Source organism: Daejeonella sp. (assembly GCF_036405355.1).
Lineage (GTDB): Bacteria > Bacteroidota > Bacteroidia > Sphingobacteriales > Sphingobacteriaceae > Daejeonella.
Genome location: NZ_DASWXT010000128.1, coordinates 1 through 19,695, shown reverse-complemented (window position 1 = coordinate 19,695; position 19,695 = coordinate 1). Strand labels below are relative to the sequence as shown.

General features: G+C 38.1%; 19 protein-coding genes and 1 riboswitch. Of the genes, 12 read left to right on the top strand and 7 right to left on the bottom strand.

Going from position 1 to position 19,695, the window contains the following annotated elements:
* Positions 1-681: a YggS family pyridoxal phosphate-dependent enzyme gene (locus VGE44_RS15885; RefSeq protein WP_331080955.1), complete on the bottom strand. Its 681-nt coding sequence runs from the start codon at positions 679-681 to the stop codon at positions 1-3.
* 111 nt (positions 682-792) lie between these two features.
* On the opposite strand from VGE44_RS15885, the gene VGE44_RS15880 reads away from it, so the two are divergent.
* The 6 genes from VGE44_RS15880 to VGE44_RS15855 are packed head-to-tail and all read left to right on the top strand — an operon-like array spanning position 793 to position 6,520.
* Positions 793-1,167 (top strand): DUF4296 domain-containing protein, encoded by a 375-nt coding sequence (locus VGE44_RS15880; RefSeq protein WP_331080953.1) that lies wholly within the window; start codon positions 793-795, stop codon positions 1,165-1,167.
* Positions 1,164-3,527: an endonuclease MutS2 gene (locus VGE44_RS15875; protein WP_331080951.1), complete on the top strand. Its 2,364-nt coding sequence runs from the start codon at positions 1,164-1,166 to the stop codon at positions 3,525-3,527. The genes VGE44_RS15880 and VGE44_RS15875 overlap by 4 nt, the downstream gene beginning before the upstream one ends.
* Before the next feature lie 42 nt (positions 3,528-3,569).
* A complete protein-coding gene (locus VGE44_RS15870) occupies positions 3,570-4,679 on the top strand; it encodes a PQQ-dependent sugar dehydrogenase (protein WP_331080949.1) in 1,110 nt (369 codons plus the stop codon).
* 53 nt (positions 4,680-4,732) lie between these two features.
* Entirely contained in the window at positions 4,733-5,431 is a 699-nt protein-coding gene (locus VGE44_RS15865) for a CoA transferase subunit A (protein WP_331080947.1), read from the top strand.
* A 30-nt stretch (positions 5,432-5,461) separates the two neighbouring features.
* Positions 5,462-5,812 (top strand): four helix bundle protein, encoded by a 351-nt coding sequence (locus VGE44_RS15860; protein WP_331080945.1) that lies wholly within the window; start codon positions 5,462-5,464, stop codon positions 5,810-5,812.
* 51 nt (positions 5,813-5,863) lie between these two features.
* Positions 5,864-6,520, top strand: coding sequence for a CoA transferase subunit B (locus VGE44_RS15855; protein ID WP_331080943.1), 657 nt, complete (start codon positions 5,864-5,866; stop codon positions 6,518-6,520).
* Here VGE44_RS15855 and VGE44_RS15850 read toward each other — a convergent pair.
* From VGE44_RS15850 to VGE44_RS15840, 3 genes are read right to left on the bottom strand one after another with little or no spacing between them, the layout of a single operon-like run.
* Positions 6,517-7,167 (bottom strand): uridine kinase family protein, encoded by a 651-nt coding sequence (locus tag VGE44_RS15850; RefSeq protein WP_331080941.1) that lies wholly within the window; start codon positions 7,165-7,167, stop codon positions 6,517-6,519. The two genes, VGE44_RS15855 and VGE44_RS15850, sit on opposite strands and share 4 nt — an antisense overlap.
* Positions 7,160-8,029: a septal ring lytic transglycosylase RlpA family protein gene (locus VGE44_RS15845; protein ID WP_331080939.1), complete on the bottom strand. Its 870-nt coding sequence runs from the start codon at positions 8,027-8,029 to the stop codon at positions 7,160-7,162. The genes VGE44_RS15850 and VGE44_RS15845 overlap by 8 nt, the downstream gene beginning before the upstream one ends.
* Before the next feature lie 24 nt (positions 8,030-8,053).
* The gene (locus VGE44_RS15840; protein ID WP_331080937.1) at positions 8,054-8,818 is read right to left on the bottom strand and encodes a DUF4905 domain-containing protein; all 765 of its coding nucleotides are present in this window, start codon (positions 8,816-8,818) and stop codon (positions 8,054-8,056) included.
* 116 nt (positions 8,819-8,934) lie between these two features.
* Here VGE44_RS15840 and VGE44_RS15835 point away from each other — a divergent pair, with 116 nt between their 5' ends.
* Positions 8,935-9,414, top strand: coding sequence for a DNA starvation/stationary phase protection protein (locus VGE44_RS15835; RefSeq protein WP_331080935.1), 480 nt, complete (start codon positions 8,935-8,937; stop codon positions 9,412-9,414).
* Positions 9,415-9,449: 35 nt separating this feature from the next.
* On the opposite strand, the gene VGE44_RS15830 is transcribed toward VGE44_RS15835, so the two are convergent.
* Together VGE44_RS15830 and VGE44_RS15825 are read right to left on the bottom strand one after the other, a co-directional pair.
* The gene (locus tag VGE44_RS15830; protein WP_331080932.1) at positions 9,450-10,937 is read right to left on the bottom strand and encodes an outer membrane protein transport protein; all 1,488 of its coding nucleotides are present in this window, start codon (positions 10,935-10,937) and stop codon (positions 9,450-9,452) included.
* A 12-nt stretch (positions 10,938-10,949) separates the two neighbouring features.
* Entirely contained in the window at positions 10,950-11,885 is a 936-nt protein-coding gene (locus VGE44_RS15825; RefSeq protein ID WP_331080930.1) for a hypothetical protein, read from the bottom strand.
* A gap of 153 nt (positions 11,886-12,038) precedes the next feature.
* On the opposite strand from VGE44_RS15825, the gene proS reads away from it, so the two are divergent.
* The 4 genes from proS (at position 12,039) to VGE44_RS15805 (ending at position 16,387) form a co-directional block, all read left to right on the top strand.
* A complete protein-coding gene (gene proS / locus VGE44_RS15820) occupies positions 12,039-13,511 on the top strand; it encodes a proline--tRNA ligase (protein WP_331080928.1) in 1,473 nt (490 codons plus the stop codon).
* Positions 13,512-13,519: 8 nt separating this feature from the next.
* Positions 13,520-14,233: a hypothetical protein gene (locus VGE44_RS15815; RefSeq protein WP_331080926.1), complete on the top strand. Its 714-nt coding sequence runs from the start codon at positions 13,520-13,522 to the stop codon at positions 14,231-14,233.
* A 74-nt stretch (positions 14,234-14,307) separates the two neighbouring features.
* Positions 14,308-15,447, top strand: a complete 1,140-nt coding sequence (locus VGE44_RS15810) for a cystathionine gamma-synthase (RefSeq protein ID WP_331080924.1) — start codon at positions 14,308-14,310, stop codon at positions 15,445-15,447.
* Between the two features lie 28 nt (positions 15,448-15,475).
* Positions 15,476-16,387, top strand: a complete 912-nt coding sequence (locus tag VGE44_RS15805; protein ID WP_331080922.1) for a TIGR02757 family protein — start codon at positions 15,476-15,478, stop codon at positions 16,385-16,387.
* Positions 16,388-16,406: 19 nt separating this feature from the next.
* Here the strand turns inward: VGE44_RS15805 and VGE44_RS15800 are convergent, their stop codons facing one another.
* A complete protein-coding gene (locus VGE44_RS15800) occupies positions 16,407-17,519 on the bottom strand; it encodes an AI-2E family transporter (protein ID WP_331080920.1) in 1,113 nt (370 codons plus the stop codon).
* A 236-nt stretch (positions 17,520-17,755) separates the two neighbouring features.
* Positions 17,756-17,948, top strand: a riboswitch (cobalamin riboswitch).
* A gap of 103 nt (positions 17,949-18,051) precedes the next feature.
* Here VGE44_RS15800 and VGE44_RS15795 point away from each other — a divergent pair.
* Positions 18,052-19,695: TonB-dependent receptor plug domain-containing protein (locus VGE44_RS15795; protein WP_331080918.1), on the top strand; the 1,644-nt coding region annotated here is incomplete at its 3' end.

Below are 19,695 nucleotides of genomic sequence, written 5' to 3'. Positions count from 1 at the left end.
TTAAACTGACTTCTTTGATCTGCTGCCAAAAATTGTACTACCCAGTCGGATCATTGTGCTCCCCTGTTCAATGGCAAGTTTATAATCTCCCGACATACCCATAGAGATCTCAGTAAATGCCGGATCCTTTCTGAAAAATGTATCCTTCAGTCCTTTAAAGAAGGTACTTAGCTCATAGAATTCTTCTTTGGTCATTCTAGGATTGTCAGTAAGGGTTGCAATTCCCATGACTCCGCAAATCCTGATATTCTTTAATTGTTTAAACTCCTCAGATCGCAGCAATTCGATTGCTTCTGCGAGATCCATACCATACTTTGTATCTTCATCAGCAATTTCCAGCTGCAGCAGACAATCAATGATGCGATCATTCTTCAAAGCCTGCTTGTTGATTTCCTTTAATAGTTTCATGCTATCAACAGAATGAATAAGACTGATAAATGGAGCGATATATTTAACTTTATTCGTTTGAAGATGCCCTATCAGGTGCCATTCTATGTCTTTAGGGAGCTTTTCATGTTTCTCAACAAGCTCCTGTACCATATTTTCTCCAAATATCCTCTGCCCGGCATTATACGCTTCAGTAATACTTTCTAAAGGTTTTGTTTTAGACACTGCTATCAATTTCACTCCGGTATCCCCGATCTCTTTCTTTATAGCCGATAAATTATCTGCAATGCTCATTAATCTGTATTTTTGAATGATTTTTTTAATTGCTAAACCTACGGGATACAATACTAAAATGCAACAGAATTATCATTCAAATCTTATTTTTAGTCTGCAACCTGAATTAAAATGAAAGTCATTAAACTTCTGTTTCTTTTTGTTCCGCTTTTATTTGCCTGCCAACAGGAAAAAATACCTGAGGACATTATTGATCAAAAGAAGATGATTCTTATTATGGCAGATCTCCATACAATGGATGGATATATGTCAACCATCATCTACAATGATACGATCAGAAAGAATAGTAAGAATCTTTATGCTACAATCTATAAAACTCATAATACCACACCAGCTTTGTATGAAAAAAGTTTGAAATATTACAGTATGAAACCGGCACTGCTTGATACAATGTATAATAGTGTTCAGGCTATATTGGATGAAAAGGAACATAAACTCAATAGAGCCGAGATTAAAAAACCGAACAGGATACAGAAACAGAAATGATTTACCCCAATAATGCCGGTGAAAAGCTGGGTTTTCAGGATATAAAGGAACTTATTAAGTTGTATTGCCTAAGCCCGATGGGACGTGAAATGGTCGATAAGATCCAGGTAATGCACAATTACGACCATATAAATAAGTTTTTGCGCCAAACCAATGAATTTAAGAACATTCTCCAAAATGATTCTCCCTTAACTATTCAAAATTTCTTTGATATTAAAAGTATGGTTGAGAAGGCCAGGATCGAAGGAACCTATCTCTCTGAAGATGAATTTTTTAAGGTTTCGGCTTCTCTTGCAACAGTATTTTCCATAATCCAGTATTTTGCTGACCGTGAGGGGCTTTATCCTAATCTGGAAGCACTTTTCGAACATCTCCCGATTGAAAAGTCGATCATTCAGAAGATTGAAAAAATTATAGATCCCAAAGGAAAGATAAAACCAAATGCATCCGCCGCATTAATGGAAATCACATCAGGTATCTCCAAAGCTGAACAGGAAGCCCGAAAGAAAATAGATCATATCTATAAAAATGCTCAAAATAATGGCTGGACAGCCGATGGGAATCTGACAATCCGGGATGGTAGATTATGTATTCCAGTACTTGCTGAAAATAAACGAAAATTAAAGGGTTTTATTCACGATGAGTCTGCTTCAGGCCAGACTGTATACATGGAACCCGAGGAGGTATTTCAGTTAAACAATTTGCTTAGGGATCTTGAATTTGAGAGAAAAAGAGAGATTATTAAATTGCTCATTGCTCTGACTAACGAATTAAGGCCATATGTACCCTTGTTGTTATCTTACCATGGCTTACTGACAAAACTTGATTTTGTTCGCGCCAAAGCCCTCTTTGCAATAAGTATTGAGGCCGAAATGCCTGTATTGGTCAGGGAGTCAGAAATTAATCTGATTAATGCAAGACACCCTCTATTAATGATCAGTTTGAAAAAAGAAAATCAATCGGTTGTTCCTCTGAATATTAAAATTGATGAACATGATCGGGTCATTGTAGTATCGGGGCCAAATGCCGGAGGTAAATCGGTATGTATGAAGACCGTTGGTCTTCTTCAGATCATGATTCAGGCAGGTCTGCTTATTCCTGCTGATGAGCACTCAAAAATGGGCATTTTTAAACAGATCTTCGCGGATATTGGTGATGATCAATCTATTGAGAGTGATTTGAGTACCTATAGTGCCCATCTTTCTAAAATGAAATATTTCATGGAATGGGCCAATGCGAAAACCCTGATTCTGATTGATGAATTTGGTACTGGTACAGATCCTCAATTTGGAGGACCGATTGCTGAATCAGTTTTGGAATCATTGAACAGAAAGAATGTCAGGGGGGTGGTCACCACCCATTATTCAAACCTGAAAACCTTTGCTAATTCTACTCCCGGACTTGAAAATGCATCCATGTTATTTGATAATGCAAAGATGCTTCCACTCTATATACTTTCATTGGGTAAGCCCGGAAGTTCATATGCCTTTGAAATTGCTCAGAAAATTGGCCTTGGAGCCGATGTAATTGAATCTGCCAAACGAAAAGTCGGTAATTACCAGAAAAAAGTTGATACCCTGCTTGTTGATCTCGAACGGGATAAAAAAGAACTGATTGAAGCGAAAAGATCAGTAGAAAAGAAAGAAGAAAGAGTAAAGACCTTGCTTGCTGAAAACGAGCAATTAAAGGCATATCTGGAAGAAAATAAGAAATTAATTCTCAAAGAGGCCAAAATTGAGGCACAGAATATTATTAAAAATGCAAACAAGCTGATCGAAAACACGATTTCAGAAATCAGGGAAAGCAAGGCAGAAAAGGTGAAAACCCAAAATCTGAGACAAAATCTGCAGCAGGAATTGAAGAAGCATGATGTTCATGAAAAGAAAACTCAAAAGATCAGGGAGGTTGTTGAAATAAAACCAGGAGACTGGGTGAAGCTTACTGATTCTGAAACCCTTGGCCAGGTGCTGGAAATTGCGCGTGATAATGTCATTCTGGCAATGGGCGATCTTCGTTCGGTTGTAAAATTAAACCGTGTCGAAAAGGTCTCAAACCGTTCTGTACCCAAGGATATCAGAAGATCACATGGGACTGATCTTACCGAGAGTTTTTCAACCTTTAATACAGAACTTGACCTGCGCGGAAGGAGAGGGGAAGAGGCGATCTATGAGATTGAAAAGTATCTCGACAGAGCTGTAATGCTTGGTCTAACCTCTTTGAAGATCATTCATGGCAAGGGTGATGGAATTTTACGCAAACTTATTCGTGAGTATTTACGTAAATATTCTCAGGTTAGCAGAATTGAGGACGAACATGCCGACAGGGGCGGAGATGGCATAACTTATGTTTATCTGAAATAGATAATTTATTAGAATTAATGCGTTATATATCAAATAAGGAGCATGAAAACATCATTGATCTTTTTTATTTCCGCATTAATTTTTGCAGGGACAGCCTGCAAAAAATCATCTAAAAATCCGGTTATCATACCTGAGATCACGCAGGATGCAAATATTGATATTCAGATTCTTTCACAGAATTTAACTTATCCCTGGGAATTATTATGGGGTCCTGATAACTTTATCTGGATGACTGAGCGAGGAGGTAAGATTAGTCGGGTTAACCCTGATAATGGAACTGTAAATACTGTTTTTACAGTACCTGATGTTAAATCAATCGGAGAGGGCGGATTATTGGGAATGGTTCTGCACCCATCCTTTTCTTTAAATCCTCACGTATTTATTGCATATAATTATGATAAAGCCGGAACCTATACTGAAAAAATAGTCAGGTACACATATAACGGTTCCACATTGGTAAATCCGCTAATCATTCTTGATAATATACCTGCATCAAGTATTCATAATGGCTGCCGTTTAGTAATAAGTTCGGATCTTAAATTGTTTATCAGTACCGGTGATGCCTCGAACCAGGCTTCGGCTCAGAATATTAATTATTTAAGCGGAAAGATTCTTCGTTTAAATCTGGACGGCTCTATTCCTTCAGATAACCCTGTGAATTCGAATCCTGTATGGACCTTTGGTCATCGTAATCCGCAAGGGCTGGTTTTTGTAAAAGAAAGTCTTTTCAGTTCAGAGCATGGTCCAAATATGGATGATGAAATAAATCTGATTCTGAAGAACAGAAATTTCGGATGGCCTGCTGTCAATGGTTTTTGTAATGAAAGTGGAGAGCAATCATTTTGTACCACTAATAATGTGGCAGTCCCGCTTAAGAGCTGGACCCCAACGCTCGCTGTATCCGGAATGGATTACTATAATCATGATGCAATTCCTCAATGGAAGAATTCTTTGATCCTCGCTACATTAAAGGATCAGACCCTTTACCAGTTAAAATTTAATGCCGGGATAGATAAAATTGAAGAGACAAAAGAGTTGTTCAGAAATACCTATGGTCGTTTAAGGGATGTTTGTGTAGCTCTGGATGGCAGGGTATTTGTAGCTACAAGTAATGGTTCAAATGATAAAATTATTGTGCTTAAAAAGAAGTAAAACTGTGGTATTTCAATACTGATTTGTTAATTTCAGCCTTCCAAAATTAAAATATGATCAACAAAGTAGTGGCAAATGCCGACGAGGCAATTAGAGACATTGAAAGTGGGATGACACTGATGCTGGGTGGATTTGGACTTTGCGGCATACCTGAAAATTGTATTAATGCACTGGTGAAGAAGGGGGTAAACCAACTTACCTGTATTTCAAATAATGCCGGTGTTGATGATTTCGGAATCGGGTTAATGCTACAGAAAAGACAGGTCAAGAAAATGGTATCTTCTTATGTTGGAGAGAATGCTGAATTTGAAAGACAGCTTCTCAGCGGTGAACTTGAAGTGGAATTGATACCACAGGGTACTCTTGCGACTCGATGTATGGCAGCTGGTTATGGAATGCCGGCTATTTTCACTCCTGCGGGGGTCGGTACTGAGGTTGCTGCAGGTAAGGAAGTACGTAATTTTAATGGCAAGGACTATCTTATGGAAATGGCTTTTGATGCTGATTTTGCAATTGTTAAGGCATGGAAAGGTGATACAGCCGGTAATCTGATTTTTCGTTCAACAGCCCGGAACTTTAACCCTGTGATGGCTATGGCAGGAAAAATTACTATTGCCGAAGTAGAACAGCTTGTTGAGATTGGTGAGCTCGATCCCGATCAGATTCATACCCCTGGTATTTATGTGCACAGGATATTTCAGGGCAGGGATTATGAGAAAAGGATTGAGCAGAGGACGGTGAGATCGATTTGATGATTTGGCAATTTGAAGATTTGATGATGTATGAGGAGTGATAAAGACAATCTAATTGTGAATCTGACATTTGATTTTGCTATAGAAATCATAAAGTGTTCAAAAATCTTACAGCAAAGTCATGATTACGCCCTTTCAAATCAACTCTTACGTGCAGGTATTTCAATAGGTGCGAATGTAAGAGAAGCTCAAAATGCTGAAAGCAAGGCTGACTTTATACATAAAATGAAAATCGCAGCCAAAGAGGCAGATGAAGTGGAATATTACCTAAGTTTAATACAGCATTCAGAAGATTTACCTACGATAGATTTACCATTAGCCCAAATTCAATCCATAATCAAAATAATATCCAAGATTATTTCATCTTCAAAATCAAATTAATGAATACCTATCATCTTCAAATCTCCAACTCTTCAAATCATCAAATCAAACATGTTAGATAAAACCGGAATAGCAAAGCGTATCGCTAAGGAAATTAAAGATGGTTATTATGTGAATCTTGGTATCGGGATTCCTACCCTTGTGGCTAACTATATCCCAGAAGGGATAAATGTTGTATTGCAGTCTGAAAATGGTTTATTAGGTATGGGTCCTTTTCCATATGATGGAGAAGAGGATCCGGATTTGATTAATGCAGGAAAACAGACTATAACTACCTTACCTGGATCTGCTATTTTCGATTCGGCTATGAGTTTTGGTATGATCAGATCACAGAAAGTTGATCTTACTATACTGGGTGCCATGGAAGTTTCTGAGAATGGCGATATAGCCAATTGGAAAATTCCGGGTAAAATGGTAAAGGGAATGGGAGGGGCAATGGATCTGGTGGCATCTGCCAAGAACATTATTGTTGCCATGCAGCATGTTAATAAAGCAGGGGAGAGTAAATTATTGCCTGAATGCTCATTACCTCTAACAGGGGTAAAATGTGTTAAAAAGATCGTTACCGAACTTGCAGTTCTTGAAGTGGCAGCAGAAGGTGGATTCAGATTGTTGGAACGTGCACCGGGAGTAAGCATCGAAGATATTCGCAATGCAACAGCCGGAAAGTTAATTATAGAGGGTGAAATCCCTGAAATGCAGATCTAGCTTAATTGTTCTGCCAGTACGCTCTTTCTTAATTTATCCGATATTTCACTGGTAATGTTGACGATGTCATCAGCTACATGTGAATTATTTGTTATGATGATATCGCAAAGTTCCTTGTGAGGCAATAGATAATCCTTAAATGCCGGTACAACATGATTTTTCCATTTATAAAGTACATCGCTCTCAGGATAACCCCGCTCAATAAGATCTCTTTTTAAACGCCGTTGTAAGGCAATTTCTTCATGGGTATCAATAAATATTTTGAGGTCAAGGAGGTCAGCTATTTCTTTAAAATGTAAAATAAATAATCCTTCAACCATGATGATTGGAGCAGGTTTTATTTCAAGTAGTTTTGGCTCAGCATCCGGATTGTTGAAGGTATACTCCTTTTGATGTACTGTTTCTCCATTAATTAATTTTTTGATGTCACTTATAAAATGCTGATTATCAATAGTTGAGGGCAGGTCGAAATTATAGAATTTATTTTCTTCCGCCGTCATGGTATGTGCGATTCTGAAATAATAATCATCCTGCGACAGCAAGCAGACCTCATTCTCTTTAAAATGCTTTAAGAAACATTTTAAAAAAAATGTTTTCCCTGAACCGCTGCCACCTGCTACACCAATTACAAATGGTTTCTTACTCATTAGGAACACCGTATACTAAGATTGCCTGGAATCGTTTGTCCATTACCCCGATTAAATCAGCGGCTGCTTTTGTAATTACAATAATAGCATCTTTGGTTGATTCATTCTGTGTAAATTTTCCAACAATCTTTGCAAAAGTGCTTTTGCCTGTCATTGGATTTGTAATTTTTACTACGGTCCCAATCGGTGCAGTTTGATGCAATGCCAGCATTTTGGTTCCATCAAGGTTTTCATCGGCTATCCAGATTGCAGGCCCGCGTTCGTTCACTTCTCTTAAGCCATACCTGGAAGGTGGGAGTTTAAGGCGATCACTGGCATTCCTGCTGCTATCGATCTGGGTTGGATGGCTCCCTGAATTAGCAACCGGAGTATCAATGGGAGCGGGTGGAGGAGGGGCTAGCTGTTCCTGAGTAGCGGTACCATACGGGACTTTAATAATCTGACCAATTGCTAAAGTGTTACTGGTTAAATTATTTAAAGTCTTCAGATCTTCTATTGTTGTATTAAATTTCCGGGCTATCAACCCCAAATATTCGCGGGGACCAACTTTATAATCAATTACCGCAAGTTTAGATTGAGATGCAACCCTGGGTTTGGTTGAATTTACCTCATTAAATGGTCTTTCAGTAGGTACCCGTATAATCGTTCCTATCTGTAAAGACCGGTTACTGTTAAATTGGATAACGGTTTGCGGACTTACATTATATTTTCTGGCAATGGAATAATAGCTCTCTTTTGCCTCTACTTTATGTACAATATTCTTGTAGCCATTTAATTCTTCAACATTGATTGAATCTATTGATGCGCTCGCAGTGAATGACATAATGGCGATAGAAATTGACAAAACTAATCGTCTCAGCATTAATCAAAATTTAAAATTGTGCAATTATACTAAATATGAAACTATTTCATTCTTGTTCCGGATGTAGAACAAGTGGTTTTTTTGCATAAAGAACGATTCAGGTTGCAGTTTTTGTATACCACTGATCAATATTTCATCAAGTAAAATGGTATCATCCTGATAAACAAGTAGTCTCTGTTGAATATAATTTTGAATTTTTTCATGAAAACTAATGATTGTAAGGTCCCGAACACATAATACAGATAGATCTCCAGTTATTTCCCCCCTTAAAATAAAATCAGGAATTGAAAATTGAGTTCTAAATTCCGGGTGTATTAAAGTTTTATTGTTATGCTCTATTTTACCACTTTCTGCCATATCCTCACCTTTGATATGGTTTATCCATGAGAGCCTTCGTGGATTTATTCTGGGATCAAACACTTGCAAACCCTCATCGGTGGCCTTGTTCAATGACAAATTATAATGTTCCCATAATACTTCAGCATCCTTGTTGTTTACTGATATTATACCTTTACTCTCCGGACTTCCTGGTTGGCCATAGGCTGTTAAAATCAGGTTTTTCTCAGCAATATAGGCAAGATTGAGGTTCCATGTTTCCTTAAAGATCTTTTCTTTGATCAGAATATCACCGGTTTTGTAATTTATTACACTAAATGATGTTTTTTTTGATTCTAATGACCGGCTTTCAATCGCAATCAGGCCATATTTATCGTTAACCTCAATTTTCCAGATAATACCACCGAACTTTATTGAAAAAATAGGACTTAATATGTTTTTATTCAGGGTCAAGGCAAATAAAATTATTTATTCTGAACCAGAGTGGTAAAGAAGGTCCTAAAGTACGCTAAAACATTCAGGCATGAAAATTGTAAAGTTTTTAGTATTAACCATTAAAACAATATCATATGAACGCAAAAGAAATAAGTCTGGAAGAAAAGGAATTAAAGCCTATTGTAGATCATTTAAATGATCTACTTGCAAATTATCATATTCACTACCAAAAGTTAAGAGGCTGTCACTGGAACGTAAAGGGATCGCATTTCTTCACGCTTCATGTAAAGTTTGAAGAGCTCTATACTAACGCTCAGCTAACCATTGATGAACTTGCAGAGCGTATATTAACAATCGGTAAATCGCCCTACAGTACCTTTACAGATTATATAAAAATCTCTAAACTTAAAGAGGTCGATACCATAGGAATGAAGGATACGGATATGGTATTGGCGATTATGGATGATTTCAGCAAGTTGATTGAAATGGAGCGGGAGATTATGACTCTGGCTTCCAAAGCGGGGGATGAGGGAACAAGTGATCTCATCAATAAGTTCATGCAGTTCAAAGAAAAGAACAACTGGATGCTCCGTTCATTTGTCGGAAAGAACTAATAACAAAAAGAGCCGCCTGCTGGCGGCTCTTTTTGTTAGAATCTACTCCCTATAGTTAGGAATACATTATTCCTGGTATTTTTAACATTTGCAATTGAAGTGGGAATATTATTTAAAGCATATGGCCACCTCTCAGAATTAGAGCTTACTTTTTGGTAGGTCAAATCAATATAATAATTATTAATTCGATACCCTAGTCCGCCGCTATAGGTACTTATCTTAAAGCTTTTACTGTCAGTAGGAATATAAGGATCACCCTGCGAGCCATATCCCGCTCTGAGCATCAGTTTATCAATTTTGTATTCAGCGCCTATCCTGAAGTTAATCGCATCAGTATATTTTGATATCACTGCTTTATTATTGTCAGAAATAACCTGAATGTCACCAGAGTTTGCTTGTGCAAAATTGATAGTTGAATAATCTACATAATCAAGGTCAGCCGAGATAAATCCCTTATCCTCAAAGAAGTACGCAATACCCGTGCTGACTTTTAGCGGAGTTCGTAATTTATAGGTAAAATCATAGAACTCATCATCATTAACAAATTGAGAATCAACTCTGTTTTTGCCATATTTTGTATCCAGTCCTTCAGAATAGCTATCATCGATGGTATACCAGGTTGGACTTTCTATTGTAGCACCTAAACGGATATTTGGTATAGGTCTGTAAATTGCACCGATCTTGCCATTAATTCCTGATCCTTGAGTTAATTGTGATTGACGGTAGGAAAGTTCATAATCATTGTTTTCGGTCACATTAAATCCTTTTTCTTTATATGTATCACTGGTATTGTAATTTATATTTGCAATTCCAATACTCGCGCCGATATAGAACTGGTTACTGTAGTTTGCTCCGAAACTGAAATTCACTTCAGACTGACGACCGAATCTCAGATCATTTTTTGTCTGGACATTATTAACTTCTGTTTCAGGGAAATAATATCCACCTGGATTGTCATATCCTATCAAATAATTATCATAAGCCATTCTTTCCAATGAGCCTGAAGTCAGAGTATTTGGTGCTCCGTAAATATTGCTTGCAGATTCTGCAAAATAATCAGCTATTGAATTTTTAGGATTTGTACCTGAGTAGCCTATACTATTGTCAAATCCCTGAGTTTGATTATATGCCAAACCGAAATTAAAACTTAGCCATCCCTGATCCAGCTTTGCACCTTTAGGCTTTGCAGCACGGGTATGAAAAACAACAGCAGCATTTGCCAGTCCAAGTTTATCTCCTCTTGCAATCGTTTGCTGGCCAAGGTAGTTGGAACTGTTATTGTAGCCACTAAATTCCGGGGTAAAACTTAATTCAGAACGTGTAAAAAAACCTATTCCTGCAGGATTACCTCCAACAGAACTTAAATCACCCCCAACGCCTGTTTGTGCCCCTATAGCTTTAAATCTTGCTGTGCCTCCCCATTGTGATCTTGAAAATCGTAATGCATCTTCCGAATACTGGGCATGTAACTCCCCTGTAGCAGCCACTATGACTGCTAAAGAGAATAAAACTCTTAATTTCATAAAGTATCTTTCTTAGTTTCCTCTTGAAGGACGCGGCCCGCTGCTGCTGCCACCTCCGCCTCCGTTATTATTGGATGGTTGTGAACTTCTTGAACCTGAACCATTGTCCTGACGTGGAGCAGTATAAATTCGCTCCGGCTGGGTTGTTCTGGCTGGTGGACTCTGGCTTACACGGTCAGGACGTGTGGTAGGCTGGGTTCTGGTAGGAGTACTACCTGTACCATAACGTTCCGCTCTTCCACGTGACTGGATAATGTTTCCGCTGTTATCTCTGATAATTGATCCTGGCGCACCAATAACAGCACCTCTCTCCATAGGGATATTATCTCCTGCACGGCTTGGACGGGCCCGGTAGTTAGGACTGGTAAAGGCCGGACTACTGTAAATACCACTGTAATACCCACGATTGTAGTTGCCACCATAAAAATTACCAGCTCCAAATCCATAATAATTGTACGGATTATAATAGGAATATGGTCCCATGAAACTAGATCCATAGTTATATCCATAATATCTCCAAGGATTATAGCTGTAAAATCCGCTATTTATTCCTATACCAATATTTATACCCGGTGAACCATAATAACTATATGGAAAATAGGATGGACTGAAAAAAGGATCATAATTATAACCATAAATGCTGTTATAATACCCTAAAGAAGGATAATACCCCCTGAATCGGTAAATGCGGGATGTATAATCCGTATAACCATAATTACTGTAGGTATCACCATATAATTCTTCTTCTGTAACATAATCAGAGGCCGGCTTCTCTTCACGTATAACCCGTTCAGCAACAACTATCTCCTTAGCTTTAGCATTAGAGTAGTAAACGTCATCTTCAGGAACTGTAGTTTGAGCAGTCTTGGTGCTCATACATGAAGAAAGACCTACCGCAATACCAATAAAAGCATGCAGTGCTGAAAAATAGATGATTTTCTTTATCATGACCGTAGTATTTAATGTTAACGCTTGATATATAGACGAGATTATATCCCTAATGGTTGCATTTCAAAATATTATAATACATCGTCTAGTTTTATAACTTTGCCTAAAGTTTAAATTATATAAATATACGAAATTTTTTGACAGCTAAATAAGATGAGTAAGGGTTTAACCAGTAGAGAAGAGGATTATTCACAGTGGTATAATGAGTTAGTGGGGAAGGCAGACATGGCCGAACATTCTGCAGTGCGGGGTTGTATGGTCATAAAACCCTATGGCTATGCGATTTGGGAAAATATGCAGGCTGCTCTGGACAAAATGTTTAAGGATACAGGCCACAGCAATGCCTATTTTCCATTGTTCATCCCAAAGTCATTTTTTTCGAAAGAAGCCTCACATGTTGAAGGGTTTGCGACTGAATGTGCCGTAGTTACTCATTACCGCTTGAAAAATGATGGTAATGGAAACATTATTGTTGATGAGGATGCAAAACTGGAAGAAGAACTGATCGTCAGACCAACTTCCGAGACTATAATATGGAATACCTATAAAGGATGGATACAGTCCTACAGGGATTTACCTATTCTGGTAAATCAGTGGGCTAATGTTGTTCGATGGGAAATGCGTACCAGGCTATTTCTACGTACAGCTGAATTCCTGTGGCAGGAAGGCCATACCGCCCATGCTACATCGCAGGAAGCTATCGAAGAAACAGAGCGCATGCTGGATGTTTATGCAGATTTTGCAGAAAACTGGATGGCTGTTCCTGTAATCAGGGGTAAAAAAACAGCGAATGAACGTTTCGCCGGAGCATTGGATACTTATTGCATTGAAGCATTGATGCAGGATGGAAAAGCACTGCAGGCAGGTACTTCTCATTTTTTGGGTCAGAATTTTGCCAAAGCTTTTGATGTGAAGTTTACAAGTAAAGAAGGAAAACTCGATTATGTATGGGCTACCTCATGGGGTGTTTCAACCCGTCTGATCGGGGCTTTGATTATGGCTCATTCTGATGATTCAGGATTGGTTTTACCTCCAAAACTAGCGCCAATACAGGTAGTTATCGTTCCAATCTATCGTTCAGATGAAGAGCTAGAAAAAATATCTGAGCTTGCTAAAGCGCTTTCAAAAGAACTCAAGCAAAAAAACATATCAGTTAAATACGACGACCGTGATACATTACGTCCTGGTTTTAAATTTGCAGAGTATGAAATGAAAGGTGTTCCGGTTCGTTTGGCAATTGGAGGTCGTGATCTTGAAAATGGAACCATAGAGATCGCAAGAAGAGATACTAAAGAGAAACAAACTATTTCAAGGGAAGGCATTCTTGAACATATAGAAAATTTATTAACTGATATTCAGCAGAGCATTTATAATAAAGCACTTAAATTCAGGGAGGAGAATACCAGAGAGGCCAACTCATACGAGGAATTTAAAGAACTTCTGGATACTAAAGCAGGATTTATCTCTGCTCATTGGGATGGTACCTCAGAAACGGAAAAGCGAATAAAAGACGAAACTAAGGCAACCATACGTTGTATTCCTTTGAATAATAAACCCGAAGACGGAACTTGTATAGTGACCGGAAAACCTTCAACTCAAAGGGTATTATTTGCCAGAGCATATTAAGAAAAGAAATGGAAGAAGCAGAATCCTATGAACATGTTTTAAGGCTGCTGGAGAACAAAGCTTCAGTAAAACAGCAAATTTTTAATACCACCTCTACTGTTTTTAATCAGTTTAAAGTCGTGCTTCAGGAGATTTGTCAGGATATGCAGAGCGACTTTTCCAAAATAGATCAGAATGTTGAGATCAGCTATTCAGACAGAGGTGATTTTGAAGCACAGCTTAAATTTTCTGGTGATGTGCTTGTTTTATCCATGCACAGCAATGTGTTCAGTTTTCCTCCTGAACATGAGATTAATAAACTAAAGTACGTGCAGGAGGATCCTTCCAGAAAGTACTGCGGGATTATTCACCTTCATAATTTCCTTGCCGACTCTTTAAAATATAACAGAAGTTCAGATATAGGTTATCTGATAGGCAGGATATTCATAAACAAAGAAGAACATTTCTTTGTAGACGGTCAGAGCCAGCTTGGTTTTCTTTTTAACTCATTCTGGAAAGGGAAACTTAAAAAAGACCAAATAAGGAAGATTCTCGAACTTGCAATTATATATTGTATGGATTTTGACCTGCTTACGCCACCTTTTGAAACAGTCAGGCAAATATCACTTGAGGAAAAACAATACATGGGCTCAAATTCCGGATATCCTACTGGCAAGCGTATGGGATATAAGTTTAAACAGGAACTCGATACTCAGTTAACACCGGTAAATAAGAGGAAATAGCCTATCCTAAACTCAATTTATTCAGAACTATATCCATAGCTTTGTAATACGCTGCAATTTTTAATAAAATCTCTATGAAATTCGGAACCAAAGCAATACATGCTGGTCAGGAACCAGATCCAAGCACCGGGGCAATAATGACCCCAATCTATCAAACCTCAACCTACTGGCAGAAGTCGCCGGGCGACAATAAGGGATTTGAATATTCCAGGGGAACAAACCCAACACGAAAAGCATTGGAATCATGTCTCGCAGCGCTTGAGAACGCAAAACACGGACTGGCTTTTTCAAGTGGGATGGGAGCTACAGATGCTGTCATGAAACTTTTAAGTCCTGGAGATGAGGTGATTACTGGCGATGATCTTTATGGAGGTTCTTACCGTATTTTCACAAAGATATTTTCCAATTATGGCATCAAATTTCATTTTATAAATATGAATGATGCTCAGAATGTGAAGCAATATGTAAACCAGAATACCAAATTAATCTGGATTGAAACGCCTACAAATCCAACTATGCAAATTGTTGATATTGAGGCTGTTTCTGCGATTGCAAAGGCAAATAATATTTTACTGGCTGTCGATAACACCTTTGCATCCCCGTACCTTCAGAATCCGATTGATCTGGGAGCTGATATCGTCATGCATTCGGTTACTAAATACCTTGGTGGCCACTCGGATGTTGTTATGGGCGCATTAATGTTAAATGATGATGATCTGTATAAACGTCTTTGGTTTATTTACAATGCCTGTGGTGCAACACCTGGCCCGATGGATAGTTTCCTTGTTTTAAGAGGACTAAAAACCCTTCACCTTCGGATGAAAGCGCATTGTGAGAATGGCCGGCAGATCGCCGCATATTTGAAAACACATCCTAAAGTTGATAAAATATACTGGCCAGGATTTACAGATCACCCAAACCATAATATCGCAAAAAAGCAGATGCGTGATTTTGGTGGGATGATTTCTATTACATTGAAGGGTGCTGACTTGCAGGAGACTTTCAGAGTGGCTTCCTCTTTTAAAGTGTTTTCATTAGCCGAATCACTTGGTGGTGTTGAATCTCTGATTAATCACCCTGTTTCGATGACTCATGGCTCTATTCCAAAAGCTGAACGTGATAAAGTTGGAGTTACAGATAACCTTTTACGTTTAAGTGTGGGAGTAGAGGATATAGAGGATTTGCTTGATGATTTGAAACAAGCACTTTCCTGATACGCTTATCCTTTAAGGAATACTTCAAATGGCAGATTACCCGTCTTCCTTTAACACTTTTCAGGACCTGAAAGAATTTCTTGATATTAAATTCGATCAGTATAATCGGCCAGGTTTTATAGAAAATGATCCGATCTGTATTCCTCATCTGTTTACTAAGAAACAGGATATCGAAATCATGGGTTTCTGGGCATCAATTTTGGCCTGGGGTCAAAGGAAAACGATAATAAATAAGTGTAGGGAACTCATTACTATGATGGATGGTGCTCCCTATGATTTTATTAAAAATCATAGGGATACTGACTTGAAACGATTTGCCAATTTTAAGCACCGTACCTTTAACGATACAGATACTTTATATTTCATTGAATTTTTCAGACAGCATTATTTAAGGTCTGATACATTTGAAACAGCCTTTAATACTTTAAGACCGAATATTTTCCGTGAAGAATTTCTTGAAGAAGGAACGCAATCTTTGGAGCATACTGAGACTGCTTCCGCACCATGTTACCTGGGCGAATTGAAAAACAGAAATCCGGAATCTGTTACAGAAAATGCTTTAAATTCGTTCAGAACCTATTTTTTCTCTCTGCCGGATTTTCCGACGCGTACAAAAAAGCATATCAGTTCTCCTTCTCAAAAATCAACATGTAAAAGACTGAATATGTTTCTGCGCTGGATGGTTCGCAAGGATGATCGTGGTGTGGATTTCGGACTATGGAACAGCATTAAACCTTCAGATCTGATTTGTCCGACAGATCTGCATGTTGAACGTGTAGCCAGAAAATTAAAACTCATCAGCCGAAAGCAGGTTGATTGGCAAACAGCAACTGAGCTAACTGAAAATCTTCGCAAATTTGATCCTCTCGATCCAGTCAAGTATGATTTTGCTTTATTTGGTCTGGGTATCGAGGAACACTTCCAAAACAGAATTATCTGAAAGGCTTGTTTTATTTAGTCTAAACTTCTTCCTTATTTGTTTTCTTTTTTCGAACAATTAATTTGGGAAATTTGAGTGGTTTTTTTAGGATTACCTCATCTCCAAGAAGAATTCCCCAGGGCTTGAACATTTCAGAACGGTCAAAAATTACTTTCAAAATAGCAATCATTGGCAGAGCAAGGAACATACCGGTAAAACCTGCAAGGCTTCCTGAAATAAATACACCTAATATCGCTGCAAAAGCATTTATTCTGACTTTTGAGCCTACAATTCTTGGCATTAAGATGTTATTATCAAGAAACTGAACTGCTGCAATAACTCCTAATACTATAAATACCGGTAATATTTCCTGCGAATTGGTTAGTGTGAGAAGAACGCCTATGATATTTCCGATCAAAGCACCTATGTAGGGAATCAGGTTTAATATTGCAAAGATCACACCTATTAAAAGTGCGTGCTTTATGCCAAAAAGAAGTAACAATCCGCCTAAGAGGACAATGATATAACTGATTTGTATCATAAGTCCGATCAGGTAACCCTTTATGATACCCTCGGTCTCTTTCATTACCTCCTCAACTTTTTTATGCTCTGATTTATCAAACCAAACAAATACAAAGCGTATCAGTAAACCTTTATAAGACAGAAACAGATAAATATAAATTGGTACAAGTCCTATGTAAATGAGAATAGAAGTGATTGAGTTTGCAGCCCCCCCGAGTATTGCTCCGGCATTTGATAGCATTTTATTACTTTGCTCATTTATAAATTTTAGCTGTTCCTCAGTTGAAAAATTAGTTTTTTGGTTAATCCATCCACTCAGTTCAGCCAAATGCATAGATATATTCTTCTTAATCATTGGAAATTCAGCCAGGAGACTGTTGATCTGTCCGGTAAAGAACCAGATTACAAGTGCAATTAAAACGGCACCCAGTAAAATGGGCAAAAATATCGCCAGAAATTCGGGTACTTTCTTCGACCTCAGGAATCGGTAAACCGGAAGCAGGACTATACTTAAAAAAAAAGCCAAAATAACTGGCATGATGATTTGCTGACCATAGGCAAATATTACCCCAATTAGGCAAAGGCCCATTAATTCTATTGATCGTTTAACGGTTAGTGGTAATTCCTTCATAAATTTCTTGTTAATCTTTTTTCTTACAATTTTAAGGCCAGTAAAACCATTAACTATTAATAAATACTCAAATCAACTTTTGGAACTTCTCAGGCTATAGATTTTATTGATATGTCTACTCGTCAGTCTTTGGTACTCAATACAATACATCTTACCTTTCTTTCTAAAGATAATTATTAAGCCTAAAATCAGAACAACCTATTCTCAAATTCATTTGAATTTGTTAAAGCTTATGCTAAATTTGCGATGCTTTAGGTTTCCGAAATCATATTCGGAATTAAAAGGGAACCGGGTTAGAATCCCGGACAGTCCCGCTGCTGTGTTCTCCATAACGGTATCCAAAATAAAGCCACTTTTCGCCATAGGCGGATGGGAAGGCTGGATAAACCGGGAGTAAGTCAGAAGACCTGCCTCAGCACAATAATTCATAGCTTTCGGGGATTGAAGCTTGGAGAGGACTATTCGCAAGAATGGATCCATTTCTGGTATTCCTTCATTATCTGTTTGCTGTGGGACAAAAACTCACAACAAAATGAAAACAAAAAAACTTTACGTTGGGGTAAGTCTGGGACTTGCACAACTGGTATTGCTAAACAGCAGTGCCCTGGCACAGGAAAGACCTGCGTCAAATCTCGATGAAGTAGTGGTAGTTGCCAGCCGTTCGCCTAAAAAATTGTCGGAAATTGGTAAAGTAGTAAGGGTAATTACTGCAGAAACCATTGCAAAAAGCCAGGGCAGAACTTTGCCCGAACTGTTAAACAATGTGGCAGGTTTGACTATAGGAGGAAATGGAGGCAATCCTGCTGATATTAAGGCTGTATATCTCCGTGGAGCAAGTGCTGCTAATACCCTGATACTGATTGATGGTATTCCTGTTAATGATGCGTCAGAAATATCAGGTGAATACAATATTTCATCCATTCCAATTGAAAATATTGAGCGCATTGAAATCTTAAAGGGAGGGAATTCTACTTTATATGGTTCTGACGCAGTAGCAGGTGTTATTAATGTGATCACCAGAAAAGGCAGCGGGAAATTAGCGGCAAATCTTCTGGCCACCGGTGGAAGCTACGGAACTTATAAGCAGGTTTTAGGTTTGAGCGGACAAATCGAAAATACTTCTCTGACCTTCAATGCCTCTAATCTGGATTCAGAGAATTTCTCTTCTGCACTGCCTGCTAATGCTGAATCCGGTTTTGACAAGGATGGATTCCATCAGAAATCCATGATGTTTAATATCGGACAACAGGTTAGTAAAAACTTTCTGCTAAGAGGAAACTTTCAGGCTAATAATAATGCTGCCGACCTCGATAATGGTGCATTTGCTGATGCAAAGGACTATACCTATAGCAAATCTTCATTTCTGGCCGGAATTGGTGGCAAACTGGATCTAAACAAAGCTGTACTAAATTTCAATCTAAGTCAGAATAATCTCAAAAATAAATATAATAATCAGGGTTCACTTACCAATAATGCAGGTAATATTACCCATCTGGAGAGCAATCTTAACTATGCTTTCACTGATTTTATTGATGTGGCTAGTGGTATATCATACAGAAATCTGAGTACCGATCAGAGAAACCCATATAGTAGCAGATTGTTTGCTGATAATAATATAAAGAGCTTATTTACTTCTGTTTTTGTTAAATCTAAAATGGGATTTCAGGCTGAAATAGGCGGTCGATTTAATGACCACAGCACTTACGGCAGTAATTTTACCTATACTTTAAACCCATCATATCTTATTGCAGGGCGATATAAACTCTATGCAAACCTTTCATCGGCTTATAGAGTGCCATCCTTGTACCAGTTGTTTTCAGAATATGGTAACTTATCACTAAGTCCTGAAACATCCCGTACTTATGAGGCAGGATTTGATCTGAATTTTACGTCCCAGATCAATCTCTCTCTTTCTTATTTTAAGAGGGATATTGAAAACGTAATTGATTTTGGTCAGGTTTCTGCTGGTAAATTTGGTTATATAAATCAAAATAAGCAGAATGATAAGGGGTATGAAGTTGAACTAAGCTACAAACCGACCGGTGTACTTAATCTGAATGCTTTTTACGCTTATGTTGATGGAGAAGTGACCACTCCGGCAGGTTCATCATTTAATCTTTTCAGAAGGCCAAAGAACTCTTTCGGACTGAATGCCGGTCTTGATTTAAGTAAATCC